Origin of the sequence: Mesorhizobium sp. CA15, assembly GCF_020165215.1 — a bacterium.
Lineage (GTDB): Bacteria > Pseudomonadota > Alphaproteobacteria > Rhizobiales > Rhizobiaceae > Mesorhizobium.
In genome coordinates, this window is the sequence record NZ_JAIUHQ010000002.1 from 538,773 (window position 1) to 554,003 (window position 15,231).

A 15,231-nucleotide genomic window follows, 5' to 3' on the forward strand; every position below is an offset into this window, starting at 1 on the left:
GAACCCCTGCCCTGTGTCGGCTACCACCCCAGCCGCGGCCAGAACAGGCCGGCTCGACCGCGATAGGCCTGGTAATCGCCCGCCAATGGCGTACGCGAAAACTTCTTTTCTTCGCCCAGCGCCGCAACCACATAGAGGACGGCGATCCCAGCGACCGGCACCACCGCCCAGATCGACCAGGTCGCGATCCCCCATCCAATCCAGAAGATGATGTATGACGAGTAAAAAGGGTGGCGGATGTAGCGGTAGGGGCCACCGGTCAGCAGGCTGTGCGGATTATCGGGCGCGAAGGCGAAGTGCAGCCGCGCCTTCCGCGAGGTAACGATCGCCCACCAGAAGAGGGCAGAGCTTGCCAGTTCGACGGCGAGCCCGGCGAGCTTTGCCGGAACCGGCTGCGATTGGATCCACAGGATGGCGAGAAAGAAAAAAGTCGTAGCAATCACCGCTGCCGAAATCACCATGGCGCCTGGAAACATGGCCTGCAATTGGAAATGCGCCCGCATCGACCAGACATATTGGCCAATGGTCGCGATGCTGCAAATCGAGACAAGAAGATCGAGGAGTGGTTCCATCGTAGGGGTTTCCGCCGGTGCTGCCATCCAGCCGGTAGCCACGCCGGCCGCTTATTTCCAGGAACCCTCTCTTAACCACATGCTTAAAGAAGATATAGAGCCCCGGATGCGATGTTGGCCGCCAGCCACATCCGAGGATCTAATCCAGCATGAGCGTCACTGACCGCACAATCCGTACGCCGCAGGCCGATTTGCGCCTCAGCCAGTCGTCTGGTTCCGGCCTGCCCATCGTCATGATCCACGGCTCGGGCAGTTCGCGCGCCGTCTTTGCCCGTCAGTTCGACAGTCCGCTCGCCGATGCCCACCGGCTGATCGCTTTCGACCTTCCCGGCCATGGCGACTCCTCCGATGCTCGCGACCCGGCCGCAACCTATACGATCACCGGCCTCGCCCAGACCACAGCCCGCCTTCTCGATGCCCTCAACATCGGCCACGCCATCATCTTCGGCTGGTCGCTTGGCGGCCATGTAGCGATTGAACTTGCCAGCTTCCATCACGCGGTGAACGGTCTGGTGTTGACCGGGGCGCCGCCGGTGTCGAGGGGGCCGCTCGGCATGCTGCGTGGCTTTCATGCCAACTGGGACATGCTGCTCACCTCCAAGAAAGTTTACTCCGAACGCGACATCGAGCGCTTTGAGGCGTTTTGCTTCGGCGGCAGCGCAAGTCCGTCTTTCCGCGAGGCCATAAGGCGCACCGACGGCAGGCTGCGCTCGGGCGTGGCGTTCGGCATGTTTGCCGGCAAGGGCGCCGACCAGAAGCAGGTGGTCGAGAATGCCCCCTTCCCGGTCGCGGTGATCAATGGAGAGCATGACCCGCTTGTGCGGCTGAGCTACTTCGAGACAGTGGCCTACGCCTCGCTGTGGGAACGGTGCCATGTCATATCCGGCGCCGGCCATGCACCTTTCTGGGAAAAGCCGGACCTGTTCAATCCGCTGCTGTCACGCTTTGCCGAGAAGGTAGTGAAGCAGAGCGCAGTCATGCCGGTGCGCCGAACCGAGGCCGGCTGAGCCTTTATCGACATCTTCCGATTCCGGCTTCTGAACCACCACCATCGATGGGTGGCGCGGCGGCCCAATTGGCAGGTGCCGGCTTGGCTTTTAGCGGCTGCGGTCTTGCCCTCACGGGCTGACAAACAGGAAATCGCGACCTGACGAAACCCAAGCCGGCGAACGTCCTATTTTTCTTGCCCTCCCGACAAACCCGTGTGACGATGGTTTTGGGAAGAGGTGAAAACCCGCCCGCGACGGCCGAACAGGCCGGCCGCCGCTCTGCACAGGGTGCGATCGGACGCAAACCGGTTTCCACTTTTGCTGATCGCTCCTTGGGAAACGCCTGAGTGGAGGTTCAGCCATGGGTACTCGCGCCGGAGGACGACGCACGGGACCGAAATGCATTGCCATAGTCGGTCCCTTCGCAAGCGGTAAGACGACACTTCTCGAAGCCATCCTCGCCCGCACGGGCGCCATCCCTCGCCAGAACCCCGTTTCGTCGGGCAACACCGTTTCCGATCATTCGCCCGAAGCCCGCGCTCACGGCATGAGCGTCGAGGCGACCTTCGCCACTACTGATTTCATGGGCGAGCAGATCACATTCGTCGACTGCCCCGGCTCCATCGAATTCGCCTTCGAGGCCGAACCCGTGCTTGCCGCTTGCGACCTCGCGGTCGTCGTCGCCGAGGCCGATGAGAAGAAGATCCCGGCGCTGCAGCTCATCATGCGCAAGCTCGACGATCTCGCCATTCCGCGCATCCTGTTCCTCAACAAGGTCGACAAGGCGGTCGCGGGCGTGCGCGAGACGCTGAAGATGCTGCAGCCGGCAAGCACGGTACCGTTGCTGCTGCGCCAGATTCCGGTGCGCAAGGACGGCATCGTCATCGGCTCGATCGATCTGGCGCTGGAACGCGCCTACATCTATCGCGAATACGCCGAGAGCCAGGTTGCCGAGATCCCGAACGACGACAAGGCGCGCGAGCTGGAAGCCCGTTTCTCCATGCTGGAGACGCTCGCCGATCATGACGATCACCTGATGGAGCAGTTGCTGGAGGAGATCGAGCCGCCGAAGGACGCTATCTTCGACGATCTCTCGGCCGATCTGCGCGCCGGCGCGGTGACACCAGTGCTGATCGGCACGGCCGAGAAGGGCAACGGCGTGCTGCGCCTGTTGAAAGCCATCCGCCATGACGCGCCGGATGTCGAGGCGACGAGGAAGCGCCTTGGCGCGCCGGACGGCCAGACGGTGGTGCAGGTGATGAAGACCATTCACACCGCGCATGGCGGCAAGCTTTCGGTGTCGCGCGTGCTCTCGGGCCAACTGGCCGACGCAGCCGAGCTCTTCCTTTCCAACGGCGACACGGCGAAGGTTTCCGGCATCTACAGGATGCTCGGCAAAGACCAGTCGAAGCTGACATCCGCCAAGGCGGGCGACACGGTTGCGCTCGGCAAGCTCGACAACGTCAAGACCGGCCAGACGCTGAGCTCGGCCAAGGGCGGCATCCGGCCATTGGTCACGCTGGAGCCGCCGCAGCCGGTCTTCGCCTTCGCGCTTCGCCCCAAGGAGCGCAAGGACGAGGTCAAGATGTCGGCGGCGATCCAGCGGCTTGCCGAAGAAGATCCATCGCTCAGCCTGCGCCACAACCAGGACTCCGCCGAAACCGTCCTGTCGGGTCACGGCGAGATGCATCTGCGCGTGGTGCGCGAGCGCCTCGAAGGCAAGAACCAGATCCCGATCGAGGGCCATGCCCCGGCGGTGCCTTACCGGGAGACGATCCGCAAATCGGCGCAACAGCGTGGCCGCCACAAGAAGCAGTCCGGCGGCCACGGCCAGTTCGGCGACGTGGTGATCGAGATCAAGCCGCTGCCGCGCGGGTCCGGCTTCCAGTTCTCCGACACCATCACCGGCGGCGTGGTGCCGAAAACCTATATCCAATCGGTGGAGACCGGCATTCGCGACTATCTGAAGACAGGCCCGCTCGGCTTTCCGGTCGTCGATGTCGCCGTCAATCTGTCGGATGGTTCCTACCACGCGGTCGATTCCTCCGACATGGCCTTCCAGATGGCGGCGAAGCTGGCGATGAAAGAAGGCATGGCCGCCTGTTCGCCGGTCCTGCTTGAGCCGATCATGAAGGTCGAGATCGTCACGCCCTCCGACGCGACCTCCAAGATCATCGCTCTGATCCCGCAGCGGCGCGGCCAGATCCTCGGCTATGATGCAAGGCCCGATTGGCCCGGCTGGGACGTCGTCGAGGCGACCATGCCGCAGGCCGAAATCGGCGATCTGATCATCGAGCTGCGCTCGGCGACCGCCGGCGTCGCCAGCTACAAGGCCACTTTCGATCACATGGCCGAGCTCACCGGCCGGCTGGCCGACGAAGCGATGAACGCCAACGGTAAAGCGGCCTAGAGCAATTCCGAGAAAAGTGTGAGCGGTTTTCCGACCGGAATTGCGTAAGAACAAGGAGATAGTGCGGCTCGCCGTCTCCGTGAAACGGTGAAACGCACGAGCCTGCTGGCAGGCTTCTGTTGGAGATATGAAAGCGGCGTCCGGATGATCCGGACGCCGTTCCTATTGCGGACCGTTCTCCTGGGAGGCAACAGCTGGTCCGCCGCATCCGTAAAAAGGTTCGGACGCGGTGCTTGCCTGAGCCCGGTCTTTCGAGTGATGCCCCCATCTCCCGAACCGACCAACCGCGTCCTATCGTCTACTTAACCGATAGAGTGGGTGTGCGACATGTTACCCGATGTTACATGTCACTGTTACGCGGTGGATTCAGTCGTTTTCTTGCCGGCTCGAAGGCATGCGGGCAACAAAAAAGCCGGATCAATAAAGATCCGGCTGAGTTTGATTGGAAGTGCCGATTAAGGCTAACCTCCAGAGGGGAACACTCGAGGGCGCTAATGGGAGGAGAACGCGCCCCGGAGATGTGACTATATATGTGCTCATCATGCCCAAGAAACAAGCATCTATTTTGCAACACACGCATGCAAAAAGACGCAGGCTGTGGTCCAACCTGTTCCTCGAAGCCATAGGACCAGAAAAGTCGCCGATTCCGACGCGTTTCCGGCGCTAAAGCGACTGCTTAAAAGCAAACCGAGCCGATTTTGCTCAGAAATATGCGAGTCGGCGAAATGATGTCGATTTCGGCAGGCCGAGTTTATTTTTACGGCAGGAGGCCGATGATGCGAACTTTTTCAGCAATCGCCGGCAGCGCGCTGTTCCTGGTCGCAGCGCCGGGCGTCGTCGCCGGCTTGGCGCCGTGGCTGCTGACCGACCATTATCGCAAACCTCTGTCGGCCCTGCCGGGCTTCGTGGCTGTGGGCTCGATTCTTGTGATCGGAGCGGCCGCCATCCTGCTTCATGCCTTCGCCCGCTTTGCCCTCGAGGGCCTGGGCACGCCCGCTCCCGTGGCGCCGACCGAGAAACTGGTCGTCGGCGGCGTCTACCGCCATGTGCGCAATCCCATGTATGTGGCGGTGTTGTCGATCATCCTCGGCCAGGCGCTGATCTTTTCGAGTTGGGCGGTGCTGGCCTACGGCCTCATCGCCGCGGCGGCGATGATCTCCTTCGTCAAGCTCTATGAAGAGCCGACGCTCGCCAACCGCTATGGCGAAGAATACGAGGTCTACCGCCGCGCCGTGCCCGGCTGGCTGCCGCGCCTGAAACCCTGGCGCGGATAAGCCGCCCTTTCCGAGAGGGGTGCCGATATTCAGGTCAGGCCGAGTCGAGAACGGTAGGCTCCGAGAACCGGAACGGAGCGTACTTCAGTACGTGAGTACCGGAAGCGCAGGAGCCTGCCGTTCGCAGGCCGGCCTCACCTGAATATTCAGTAAGACCAGCTGCGCGCCTTGGCGATGATAAAGTCGCGAAACACATGCAGCTTCGCCTGGTTCTTCATCGCGTCGGGATAGGCGAAATAGGTGTCGAAGGACGGCACCTCGGTCTCCGGCAGCAGCTGCACCAGATTCGTGTCCTTGTTGATCACGTAGTCCGGCAGCATGGCGATGCCGGCGCCGCCCTGCACTGCCCGCTTGATCGACAGGATGTCGTTGATCTGCAGCGTCGGCACCCGCTGCCCGCCCTCGAAATCGCCGACCGTCTCCAGCCAGTTCAGCTCCGACAGATGCGAGGGCACCGGCAGGCCGAAAGTGACGATGCGGTGGTTCCTGAGCTCGGCGATCGAGGCCGGCCTGCCGAACTTGGCGATATAGGACGGCGCCGCATAGAGGTGGAAATGCACCGTGAACAGCCGGCGCTGGATAAGGTCAGGCTGCTGTGGCTGGCGCAGCCGGATCGCGCAATCGGCCTGGCGCATGGTGAGATCGAGCTCCTCATTGGCCAGGATCAGCTGCAGGCTGATCTCGGGATAGAGCTCAATGAATTCCTGCACGCGCTCGGTCAGCCAGCCGGCGCCCAGGCCGACCGTGGTCGTCACCCTGAGCACGCCCGACGGCCGATCCTTGGTTTCGGTCAGCCGCGTCTTGATGGTTTCCAGCTTCATCAGCACGTCATGCGCCGTGCGGAACAGCATCTCGCCCTGCTCGGTCAGCACCAGGCCGCGCGCATGGCGGTGGAACAGTGCGACGCCGACGTCATGCTCCAGCGCGCTGACCTGCCGCGAAATGGCCGATTGCGACAGATGCAGCGTCTCAGCGGCATGGGTGAACGACCCAGCCTCCGCCGCTGCGTGAAATACGCGTAGCTTGTCCCAGTCCAGCGCCATGATTCCCCTCGCGTTGCCTTTGGCGTCTGAATGAAAAATCAGGCTTTTAAACGGCTCTTTCAGCCGATTGTCATTCCGCCGCTTCGCGGTGAACCTCGATGCCCGCCAGATATTTTTCCGCCTCGAGCGCCGCCATGCAGCCAAGCCCGGCCGCCGTCACCGCCTGGCGGTAGACGTCGTCGGTGACGTCGCCCGCGGCGAACACGCCGGGCACGTCGGTGCGGGTGGAATCGGGCGCCGTCCACAGATAGCCGTTCGGCTTCTGCTTCAGCTTGCCCGCGAAGAGCTCGACCGCCGGCGCATGGCCGATGGCGACGAACACGCCGTCGACCGGCAGCTTCGATTCCTGGCCGGTTACCACGTTGCGCAGCGTCAGGCCCTCGACCGAGGGCGGCAGCGGCGCCTTGCCCGGCCGTCCGGTGATCTCGTCGACGACCGTGTCCCATATGACGCGGACATTGTCCTTCTTGAGCAGTCGCTCGCGCAGGATGCGCTCGGCGCGGAAATCGCCGCGCCGGTGGATGACGGTGACGCTCTTGGCGAGGTTCGACAGATAGAGCGCCTCCTCGACCGCCGAATTGCCGCCGCCCACCACCGCGACGTCCTTGCCGCGATAGAAGAAGCCGTCGCAGGTGGCGCAGGCCGAAACGCCGAACCCCATGAAGGTCTGCTCCGACGGGATGCCCAGCCACTTCGCCTGCGCGCCCGTGGCGATGATCAGCGCGTCCGCGGTGTAGACGGTGCCGGAATCGCCTGTGGCGCGGAACGGCCGCACATTGAGATCGACCTCGGTGATGATGTCGTTGATGATGTCGGTGCCGACATGCTCGGCCTGCTTGAGCATCTGCTCCATCAGCCACGGACCCTGGATCGGATCGGCGAAGCCCGGATAGTTTTCCACGTCGGTGGTGATCATCAATTGGCCGCCCTGCTGCAGGCCGGCGACCAGCATCGGCTTCAGCATGGCGCGCGCGGCATAGATCGCCGCCGTGTAGCCGGCCGGGCCGGAACCGATGATGAGAACGGGCGCATGTTTGGTGTTCATGAAAAAGTCCCCTGCGGCGCGAAGCCGTGGTTTGTCGCGGGTAATGTAAGTGTTGCCCGTGAGACCAGCAAGGCAAGTTGGCTTTCGTCCCCGGAAAGCTTCGTTCTTCGCATATCGGGCATATCGCCGCCCCTCACCGATGCATGTCGTCCGGAGGTATGCGCGGCTCTGGCATCACCCCATGCATCAAAAGAAGGAGAAAATCATCGTAAAGGGATGGCCTCTCAGGCGAAACCAAATTACAAAATCGCGAAAGATTCTTGCGCGAAAGCGTCCATGCCGCTCAAAGCCGACCTCGATGCCATCGACTGGAAGATCCTGCGCGAACTGCAGGGCGACGGCCGCATGACCAATGTCGAACTGTCCAACCGGGTCGGCATCTCGGCGCCGCCCTGCCTGCGCCGCGTCAGGCGGCTGGAAGAGGCCGGCATCATCCGCGGCTACCGCGCCCTCCTGAATGCGCCGGCGCTCGGCATGGATGTCGTCGCCTTCTGCCTGATTGGCCTGCATCATCAGGCCGATGCCGAGCTGAAGACCTTCGCCGAGCGCACGCGCGGCTGGCCGATCGTGCGCGACGCCTGGATGGTTTCGGGCGAATCCGATTTCCTGCTGCATTGCGTGGCGAGCGACCTCGGCACCTTTCAGACCTTCGTCATCGAGGAACTGGCTTCGGCCCCGAATGTGGACACCGTGCGTACCGCCTTGACCATCCGCCGCGTCAAGGATGAAGGGCTGGTGGCTTTTCCAACTTAATGTGCCGGCTTCCAGAAATTCGCCCGCGCGAACAAGGCCTTAGCACCGGGTTTTGAATCAATCCGCGATCAGAGCGACCGTATCGCGGCAAGCAGTCCCTCAAGGTCCGTGGCGTCGCGGAACCGCGAAACCGAAAACCCGCCTATCATCGAGGCTTCGCCGTCGACGAGCCAGCCACGTATGAGGCCGGCGCGCCGACCAGCTTCCATGTCGGCCGGCTTGTCGCCGACGATCAGCGATCGCTTTAGGTCGAGGCCGAGGCGGCGGCCCGCCTCCAGCAGCATGCCCGGATTGGGCTTGCGCATCGGATGATCGGCAACCGCCAACGCGCCCCTGCCGGCTTCGTGGTAGGCGCAGGCAAGCACCATGTCGACGAAGGCATTTTTCTCAGCCAGCAGCTCGAGCACACGCCCATTGACCCGCGCGAACGCGTCCCAGCCGAAATAGCCCCGCGCGATGCCGGACTGGTTGGTGATGACAACGACCGGAATGCTGCGCTCGTTCGCGGCCTCGATGACCGGCGCGATGCCGTCGCGCAGCACCATGGTCGCCGGAACGTCTGGATAGCCGGTATCGACATTGATGGTGCCGTCGCGATCGAGGAACAGCGCCGGCGGGCCGGCCGGAAACGTCCTGTCACCGACCTGCTCGACCCAAAGGCCCGGCCCGGCCAGTGGAAAGCCGTCGCTCTCAGCCATTGCTGAGGCGCGCTTCGACAGCCTCGCACAGATGGTGATAGAGGCACAAATGCCCCTGCTGAATGATCGGCGTCGAGGTCGACGGCACGTTGAGCAGGATATCGGTCAGCGGCTTGAGCTTGCCGCCGGTCTCGCCGGTCAGGCTGATCACCGTCATGTCCATCGCCCGCGCCTGCTCGGCGGCGGCAAGGATGCTTGGCGAATTGCCGCTGGTGGAAATGGCGAGCAGCACCGCGCCTTCCGATCCATGCGCCTCGACCTGGCGCGAGAACACGGTGTCGAAGCCGTAATCATTGCCCCAGGCGGTCAGCACCGCGGCGTTGGCCGGCAGCGCGATGACGTTGTAGGCCTTGCGCTCCTTCAGGAAGCGGCCGACCAGCTCGCCGGCGATGTGGATGGCATCGCTGGCCGAGCCGCCATTGCCGCAGATCAGCAGCGCCTTGCCTTGCGACAGCGCCGTCACCACGGTGCTCACCGCGCGTTCCATCTCGTCGGTGAGGTCGCGCTCGACCATCGCCGATATCGCCGCCGCGGAGCGGACCAGGTAGTCGTTCAAATCTGACATGAGATCCTCAGTTTGCGGCACGCAGCTTGCCGATCGTGTTCGTCGTGCTCTTGCCGGCGACAAGGTCGACCAGCACCACGCGCCCGCCCGCCTTCTGCACCACGTCGGCGCCGACCACGGTCTCGATCGTGTAATCCGCGCCCTTGACCAGTATGTCCGGCAAAAGCGCCTCGACGAGCTTCAGCGGCGTGTCTTCTTCGAAGACGACGACGGCATCGACCGAGGCAAGTGCTGCCAGCACGCAGGCGCGGTCATGCTGGTTATTGACGGGCCGCCCAGGCCCTTTCAGCCGGTGCACCGAGGCGTCGCTGTTGAGGCCGAGCACCAGCCGGTCGCACTGGCTGCGCGCGGCATGCAGCAGGCTGACATGGCCGGCATGCAGTATGTCGAAGCAGCCATTGGTGAAGCCGACAGTCAGGCCCTCTTCCTTCCAGGCAGCGACCATCCTGGCCGCGGCATTGGCGTCGAGAATGGCATCGGTATGAGCCGTCGGCCCGTGCGAGCGGAACAGCGCGCCGGATAGTTCCTCGACGTTGAGCCGCGCCGTGCCGCGCTTGCCGACCACGACACCGCCGGCCGCGTTGGCGATGACCGCCGCATGCACCCGGTCGGCGCCGGCGGCGAGCGACAGCGCGAAACTCGCGATGACCGTGTCGCCGGCACCGGAGACGTCGAAGACTTCGCGCGCCTGGGTCGAGATGTGGCGGGCGTCCTCGGCGGAGACCACGCTCATGCCCTTCTCGCTGCGCGTGGCGACGATGAACTCGAAATCATGCGTGGCGATCAGGTCGCGCGCCGCCGCCACGATCTCGTCATCGCCGAAGACCTTGCGCCCGACCGCCTCGCCAAGCTCCTTGCGGTTCGGCGTCACAGCCGTGGCGCCGGCATAGCGCGCATAGTCGCGTCCCTTCGGATCGACCAGCACCGGCTTGCCGGCATCTCGGCAGATCGCGATCAGCTCGCCGGCGACGCCGTCGAGCAGGATGCCCTTGCCGTAATCGGAGAGGATGACGATGTCGGCGCGGCCAAGCGCCGCCTGGAAATGATCGATGAGCTTCGCCCGCTCGGCCCCGGTGAGCGGCTTGATCTCTTCCTCGTCGAACCGCAGCACCTGCTGGTTGAGCGCGCTGAAGCGGCTTTTCGACGAGGTCATGCGGTCCTGGCGCTGTAGGAGCCCGTCGGTATCGACGCCGATCTCGCTGAGCATGCGCATCAGATTGTCGCCGGCCTGGTCGGCACCGATCACCGAGACGGGAATGGCGGCCGCGCCCAACGAAACGATGTTGGAGACGACATTGCCGGCGCCGCCGATGTTCAACGCCTCGCCCTTTCCATGCAGCACGGGAATGGGAGCTTCCGGCGAGATGCGCTCGATCACCCCGCTGACGAAACGGTCCAGGATGAAATCGCCCACCACCAGCACGGTGACGTCGCCGAACCGGGCGATGGTGCGATGCAAAGGTTCCGGAGAAGGCAGATGGTGCTTGATCATCTCGCTCGAGCTATGCCTGAAGACGGCCGGACTTGATTAGATTTCAGCGCCGGAATTGTGGCGCGGGCTGTTCAAAGCGATGCCGATATACCGCAATTCGGGCGAGCGCAACGGCAGCCCGGCGCGGACCTTAGCCGGAGCCGGGTTGGCAATCAGCTCCTCTGCAGGGCGACGTGGACGCCGAGGCCGACCAGCACGGCGCCGCCCGCGCGCTGCATCAGGCGCTGCGCGCGTCCCGAGCGCCGCAGCCGGGCGATCATCGCGCCGGCAAGGAATACGCACATGACGTCGGCAGAGGAGAACATCAGGTTGACGATGGTTCCAAGCACGACGAACTGCAGCCAGACCGGAAACGCCGCCGAAGCATCGATGAATTGCGGCAGGAACGCCATGAAGAAGATCGCCGTTTTCGGATTGAGCACCTCGACGGTGATGCTTTCGAAAAAGGCGCGGCGGGCCGATTTCCGCTCGATGGCGGGCAAAGCCATATCGCCGTCCGCCCGTTTGCGGAACATAGCAACGCCGAGCCAGACCAGATAAAGCGCGCCGATCAGCTTGACCGCCAAATAGAGCGGCGGCACCGCGTGAAACAGAACGGACAGGCCTGCGGCGGCCGCGAAGACATGCACATAGCCGCCGAGATGGATGCCGAGTGCCGCCGTCAGCCCAGACCAGCGCCCGCGCGCCATCGTCTGCGCAGCGGCGTAGAGCATGGCAGGACCGGGAATGTAGGCGAAGATCGCGGTGGTGGCGAAAAACGCGATGAGCAGTTCGGTCGACGACATTTTTTGTCCTCTTGTCGGCAAAGCGTAGAGATCACGCCGAACAGACGTCTGGTTCAGTTCTTTGCGCTGGCCTGCGTCTCAGGAATCCCGCAAATTGGAAAACCCGAACGCTGCCACGAGCCGTTCGAAAGTTGGCGTATCCTGCCTTTCGCCGAATGGCCGGATAAGTTGCCAGATGTCCTCGCTATAGAGGAGCAGCATTTCTTCCGTAGCTGCAACGACCTCTATATCCCCCGGAGCCACGTAGAAAGAGATGCCCTGAATACCGTCGGGAGAAAGCGGCGCGTAATGGACTCGAAATTCGCCGGTGCTAATTTGAATGCCATTCGTGGACGTCCCTTCGTAGGGCTCAACAATTCGGCAAATGCGTCCGATAGATGACTGGCGCGCCTCTTCGAACGGCTTTCCGCGGTTTTCGTTCGGCAGAGACGAAACCCTTACGTAGGAGCCGACAAACACCGCAGTGCCTTGCCTATCGGTTGGCGTCGTCTCGGAAGAATCTCCTGTCATTCATCTGTCCTTGCTGCTGTCGGTCCGGCCTGCTTTGTCGACAGCCCACCCTGCCTCCCTTATAAGGGCCGGAATCGGCAAGGCAAACCGGAGGCCATCATGATCATCGTCACGGGCGGCGCCGGCATGATCGGCTCCAACATCGTCGCCGCTCTCAATGCCGAGGGCCACGACGACATCGTCGTCGTCGACGATCTCACCGACGGCCACAAGATCGCCAACCTTGCCGACCTGCGCATCGCCGACTATCTCGACAAGGACGAATTTCTCGCCCGGCTCGATGACGGCGCACTCGGCCGCATCGAGGCTGTCTTCCATCAAGGCGCCTGCTCGACCACCACCGAGTGGAACGGCAAGTTCATGATGGAGGTGAACTACGCCTATTCGAAGCGGCTGCTGCATGCCTGCCTGAAGCTGCGCGTGCCTTTCCTCTATGCGTCGTCGGCTTCGGTCTATGGCGGCGGCAGCGAGTTTGGCGAGGAGCCGGACTTCGAGCGGCCGCTCAACGTCTATGCCTATTCGAAGAAGTTGTTCGACGACTACGTCCGCCGCAACGTCTTCGATACCGATCATTCGCAAGTGGCGGGCCTGCGCTACTTCAATGTCTATGGGCCGCGCGAGGCGCACAAGGGCGCCATGGCCTCGGTCGCCTTCCATCTGTTCCACCAGGTCGAGCGTGGCGAAAACCCGAAGCTGTTCGGCGCCTATGGCGACTTCGGACCCGGCGAGCAGAGCCGCGACTTCATCCATGTCGGCGATGTGGCCGACGTCAATCTTTGGCTCTGGAAGCGCGGCGCGAGCGGCATCTTCAACTGCGGCACCGGCCGCGCCCAGCCGTTCCGGGCGATCGCCGAGACGGTGATCGACACGCTGGGCAAGGGCGAGATTGAATTCATCCCCTTCCCCGACCATCTCAAGGGCAGCTACCAGAGTTTCACGCAGGCTGATATGTCCCGCTTGCGCGCGGCCGGCTACAATGGCCAATTCCGCACAGTCGAAACCGGCGTCAGGGACTATGTCGAATGGCTGAAGGCCCAACGATCCTCGTGATCGGCCCACGCTGGGTGGGCGACATGGTCATGGCGCAGTGCCTGTTTGCGGCGCTGAAGGAAAAACATCCGAATGCGGCCATCGACGTGCTGGCGCCGGCCTGGGCTGCCCCGCTGGTCAAGCGCATGCCCGAGATACGCAGCCAGATCGACTTTCCTTTGATGCCGGGAGCGCTCGAGTTCCGCAGCCGCAGGCGCTTCGGCCGCCTGCTGCGCGGCCGCTACGACATGGCCTATGTGCTGCCGGGGAGCTGGAAATCGGCGCTGATCCCGTTCTTCGCCCGCATCCCACATCGCGTCGGCAATCTGCGTGAGATGCGCTACGGCCTGCTGACGGATGTCGTACCCCTGCCCGAGGCGCTGAAACGGCGCACCGCACGCGCCTATTTCGGCCTCGCGCGCGGCGGCACTTTTCGCGCGCCGCGTCTTACCGTCGACAAGGCCAACCAGGCCGATCTGCTGGTGCGCTTCGGGCTGACCGGGAAAAAATTTGTGGCGCTCATACCCGGCGCCGAATTCGGCCCGGCAAAACGCTGGCCGAGCGATCGCTATGCCGGGCTGGCCCGGGACATGATGGCCAAGGGCTTGGGCGTCGCGCTGCTCGGCTCGAAGAACGATGCCGACGTGACCGGCGAGATTGCAGCCCTTGCGCCGGGCGCCGTCGACCTTGCCGGCAAGACACGCCTCGAGGACGCCATCGACCTGATCGCCGCGGCGAAGCTTGCGGTCTCGAATGACAGCGGGCTGATGCATGTCGCCGCCGCCGTCGGCACGCCGATCGTTGCCGTCTATGGTTCGACCTCGCCGGATAACACGCCGCCTCTCAGCGAGCGCTCCGAGCTGATCTGGCTGCATCTGTCCTGCTCGCCTTGCCACAAGAAGGTCTGCCCGCTCGGCCATCTCAACTGCCTGAACACGCTCGACGTCGCGCGCGTCACCGCCGCGGCCGACCGCTTGCTCAAGGTTCCGGCAGCGGCATGAAAGTGCTGATCGTCAAGACATCGTCGATGGGCGATGTCATCCACACTTTTCCCGCCGTCGAGGACGCGGTACGCCATCGTCCTGATGTCAGTTTCGATTGGTGCGTGGAGGAGCCGTTTGCCGGTATCGTGGCTCTGCATCCGGCGATCGGCACCATTCACAAGGTGGCGGTCCGGCGCTGGCGCAAGCGGCTTCTCGACGGAGCCACGTGGCGCGAGATGACCGGACTGCGCGGAGCGCTCCGCGCCTCCCGCTACGATCTGGTCATCGATGCGCAGGGCTTATTGAAATCGGCCCTGGTCGCGATCCAGACCGGCGCGCCGATTGCTGGCTTCGATCGGGCAAGCGCCCGCGAGCCGTCGGCGACGCTGTTTTATCGACACAGATATGCGGTGCCGCGCGACCTGCACGCCATCGAGCGCACCAGACGGCTGTTCGGGCTGGCGCTTGGCTATCAGCCCGACCTGTCGACGCTTCGCTCAGGCATCGTGCCGCCGGCGGGCAACCTGCCTGGCATCGACGGGCAGACCGCCTTCCTGCTGCACGGCACCAGCCGCGAGGACAAGAAATGGCCGATCGAGGATTGGATCGAAACCGCGCGCCGACTGACCGACCGGCAGTTCACACCAGTGGTCACTTGGTCGAATGAGGCGGAAAAGAATGTGGCGGAAGCCGTTGCCAGTGCGGTGCCAGGGACGGTGCTGGTTGCGAAATCGCCGCTCGCCGAGATCGCCGCGATCCTGGGCCATTCGACGCTCGTCATCGGCGCCGACACCGGCCTCACCCACCTCGCCAGCGCCTTCGGCCTGCCGACGGTCGCTGTCTTCCTGGCGACGGAACCGGGCCTCACCGGCCCGCGCGGGAAGTTTGCATCGACCTTGCTTGCGCCAGCCGGCGGCAGAGTGACGCCGGCTGAGGTGATGGTGGAGGCTGAGCGGCTGCTGGCGCTCAGTTCAAAGGCGCCAGCGTGAGGACCTTTTCAGAATTCGCTCTGGCGAGTCGAATGGCGTAGTTTTCGAGAACCGGAGCGGAGCGTACTTAAAGTACGTGAGCACCGGAAGCGCA

15 protein-coding genes are annotated in these 15,231 nt (G+C 63.6%); 7 read left to right on the forward strand and 8 right to left on the reverse strand.

Annotated features, from left to right (window positions below):
• Positions 1-20: 20 nt before the first annotated feature.
• Positions 21-572, reverse strand: coding sequence for a methyltransferase family protein (locus tag LB515_RS06040; protein WP_224531322.1), 552 nt, complete (start codon positions 570-572; stop codon positions 21-23).
• A 149-nt stretch (positions 573-721) separates the two neighbouring features.
• Here LB515_RS06040 and LB515_RS06045 point away from each other — a divergent pair, with 149 nt between their 5' ends.
• The 3 genes from LB515_RS06045 to LB515_RS06055 all read left to right on the forward strand — a co-directional run bounded on the left by LB515_RS06045 (position 722) and on the right by LB515_RS06055 (position 5,245).
• On the forward strand, positions 722-1,579 hold the full coding sequence (locus tag LB515_RS06045; protein ID WP_224707090.1) for an alpha/beta fold hydrolase: 858 nt from the start codon (positions 722-724) through the stop codon (positions 1,577-1,579).
• A gap of 343 nt (positions 1,580-1,922) precedes the next feature.
• Complete coding sequence (locus LB515_RS06050; protein ID WP_224707091.1) at positions 1,923-3,971, forward strand: elongation factor G; 2,049 nt, start codon at positions 1,923-1,925, stop codon at positions 3,969-3,971.
• A 776-nt stretch (positions 3,972-4,747) separates the two neighbouring features.
• Positions 4,748-5,245 carry a methyltransferase family protein gene (locus tag LB515_RS06055; RefSeq protein ID WP_224707092.1) on the forward strand — a complete coding sequence of 166 codons (498 nt, stop codon included), beginning with the start codon at positions 4,748-4,750 and terminating at the stop codon, positions 5,243-5,245.
• 146 nt (positions 5,246-5,391) lie between these two features.
• On the opposite strand, the gene LB515_RS06060 is transcribed toward LB515_RS06055, so the two are convergent.
• Both LB515_RS06060 and trxB read right to left on the reverse strand, forming a co-directional pair.
• Positions 5,392-6,288, reverse strand: coding sequence for a LysR family transcriptional regulator (locus tag LB515_RS06060; RefSeq protein ID WP_095766582.1), 897 nt, complete (start codon positions 6,286-6,288; stop codon positions 5,392-5,394).
• Positions 6,289-6,358: 70 nt separating this feature from the next.
• A complete protein-coding gene (gene trxB, locus LB515_RS06065; protein ID WP_224707093.1) occupies positions 6,359-7,333 on the reverse strand; it encodes a thioredoxin-disulfide reductase in 975 nt (324 codons plus the stop codon).
• A 276-nt stretch (positions 7,334-7,609) separates the two neighbouring features.
• On the opposite strand from trxB, the gene LB515_RS06070 reads away from it, so the two are divergent.
• A complete protein-coding gene (locus LB515_RS06070) occupies positions 7,610-8,086 on the forward strand; it encodes an Lrp/AsnC family transcriptional regulator (RefSeq protein WP_040989590.1) in 477 nt (158 codons plus the stop codon).
• Between the two features lie 68 nt (positions 8,087-8,154).
• Here LB515_RS06070 and LB515_RS06075 read toward each other — a convergent pair whose 3' ends face one another.
• The 5 genes from LB515_RS06075 to LB515_RS06095 form a co-directional block, all read right to left on the reverse strand.
• Positions 8,155-8,784 carry an HAD family hydrolase gene (locus tag LB515_RS06075; protein ID WP_224707094.1) on the reverse strand — a complete coding sequence of 210 codons (630 nt, stop codon included), beginning with the start codon at positions 8,782-8,784 and terminating at the stop codon, positions 8,155-8,157.
• Entirely contained in the window at positions 8,777-9,349 is a 573-nt protein-coding gene (locus tag LB515_RS06080; protein WP_095766579.1) for an SIS domain-containing protein, read from the reverse strand. The genes LB515_RS06075 and LB515_RS06080 overlap by 8 nt, the downstream gene beginning before the upstream one ends.
• Before the next feature lie 7 nt (positions 9,350-9,356).
• A complete protein-coding gene (rfaE1, locus tag LB515_RS06085) occupies positions 9,357-10,841 on the reverse strand; it encodes a D-glycero-beta-D-manno-heptose-7-phosphate kinase (protein ID WP_224707095.1) in 1,485 nt (494 codons plus the stop codon).
• Between the two features lie 152 nt (positions 10,842-10,993).
• The gene (locus LB515_RS06090; protein ID WP_224707096.1) at positions 10,994-11,626 is read right to left on the reverse strand and encodes a LysE family translocator; all 633 of its coding nucleotides are present in this window, start codon (positions 11,624-11,626) and stop codon (positions 10,994-10,996) included.
• A 78-nt stretch (positions 11,627-11,704) separates the two neighbouring features.
• Positions 11,705-12,136, reverse strand: a complete 432-nt coding sequence (locus LB515_RS06095; RefSeq protein WP_224707097.1) for a hypothetical protein — start codon at positions 12,134-12,136, stop codon at positions 11,705-11,707.
• A gap of 99 nt (positions 12,137-12,235) precedes the next feature.
• Between LB515_RS06095 and rfaD the strand changes: the two genes are divergently transcribed.
• From rfaD to waaC, 3 genes are read left to right on the forward strand one after another with little or no spacing between them, the layout of a single operon-like run.
• On the forward strand, positions 12,236-13,186 hold the full coding sequence (gene rfaD, locus LB515_RS06100) for an ADP-glyceromanno-heptose 6-epimerase (protein ID WP_224707098.1): 951 nt from the start codon (positions 12,236-12,238) through the stop codon (positions 13,184-13,186).
• On the forward strand, positions 13,159-14,166 hold the full coding sequence (gene waaF, locus LB515_RS06105) for a lipopolysaccharide heptosyltransferase II (RefSeq protein ID WP_224707099.1): 1,008 nt from the start codon (positions 13,159-13,161) through the stop codon (positions 14,164-14,166). The genes rfaD and waaF overlap by 28 nt, the downstream gene beginning before the upstream one ends.
• Positions 14,163-15,137 carry a lipopolysaccharide heptosyltransferase I gene (waaC, locus tag LB515_RS06110; RefSeq protein WP_224707100.1) on the forward strand — a complete coding sequence of 325 codons (975 nt, stop codon included), beginning with the start codon at positions 14,163-14,165 and terminating at the stop codon, positions 15,135-15,137. Before waaF ends, waaC begins: the two co-directional genes overlap by 4 nt.
• Positions 15,138-15,231: the final 94 nt, after the last annotated feature.

Excerpts from the sequence above, each read along its gene's own strand:
- waaF (WP_224707099.1), top strand. The coding sequence starts at position 13,159 with ATGGCTGAAGGCCCAACGATCCTCGTGATCGGCCCACGCTGGGTGGGC.
- trxB (WP_224707093.1), bottom strand. The coding sequence starts at position 7,333 with ATGAACACCAAACATGCGCCCGTTCTCATCATCGGTTCCGGCCCGGCC.
- LB515_RS06090 (WP_224707096.1), bottom strand. The coding sequence starts at position 11,626 with ATGTCGTCGACCGAACTGCTCATCGCGTTTTTCGCCACCACCGCGATC.
- LB515_RS06055 (WP_224707092.1), top strand. The coding sequence starts at position 4,748 with ATGCGAACTTTTTCAGCAATCGCCGGCAGCGCGCTGTTCCTGGTCGCA.
- LB515_RS06040 (WP_224531322.1), bottom strand. The coding sequence starts at position 572 with ATGGAACCACTCCTCGATCTTCTTGTCTCGATTTGCAGCATCGCGACC.
- LB515_RS06045 (WP_224707090.1), top strand. The coding sequence starts at position 722 with ATGAGCGTCACTGACCGCACAATCCGTACGCCGCAGGCCGATTTGCGC.
- LB515_RS06075 (WP_224707094.1), bottom strand. The coding sequence starts at position 8,784 with ATGGCTGAGAGCGACGGCTTTCCACTGGCCGGGCCGGGCCTTTGGGTC.
- LB515_RS06060 (WP_095766582.1), bottom strand. The coding sequence starts at position 6,288 with ATGGCGCTGGACTGGGACAAGCTACGCGTATTTCACGCAGCGGCGGAG.
- LB515_RS06095 (WP_224707097.1), bottom strand. The coding sequence starts at position 12,136 with ATGACAGGAGATTCTTCCGAGACGACGCCAACCGATAGGCAAGGCACT.
- rfaD (WP_224707098.1), top strand. The coding sequence starts at position 12,236 with ATGATCATCGTCACGGGCGGCGCCGGCATGATCGGCTCCAACATCGTC.
- LB515_RS06050 (WP_224707091.1), top strand. The coding sequence starts at position 1,923 with ATGGGTACTCGCGCCGGAGGACGACGCACGGGACCGAAATGCATTGCC.
- rfaE1 (WP_224707095.1), bottom strand. The coding sequence starts at position 10,841 with ATGATCAAGCACCATCTGCCTTCTCCGGAACCTTTGCATCGCACCATC.
- LB515_RS06070 (WP_040989590.1), top strand. The coding sequence starts at position 7,610 with ATGCCGCTCAAAGCCGACCTCGATGCCATCGACTGGAAGATCCTGCGC.
- waaC (WP_224707100.1), top strand. The coding sequence starts at position 14,163 with ATGAAAGTGCTGATCGTCAAGACATCGTCGATGGGCGATGTCATCCAC.
- LB515_RS06080 (WP_095766579.1), bottom strand. The coding sequence starts at position 9,349 with ATGTCAGATTTGAACGACTACCTGGTCCGCTCCGCGGCGGCGATATCG.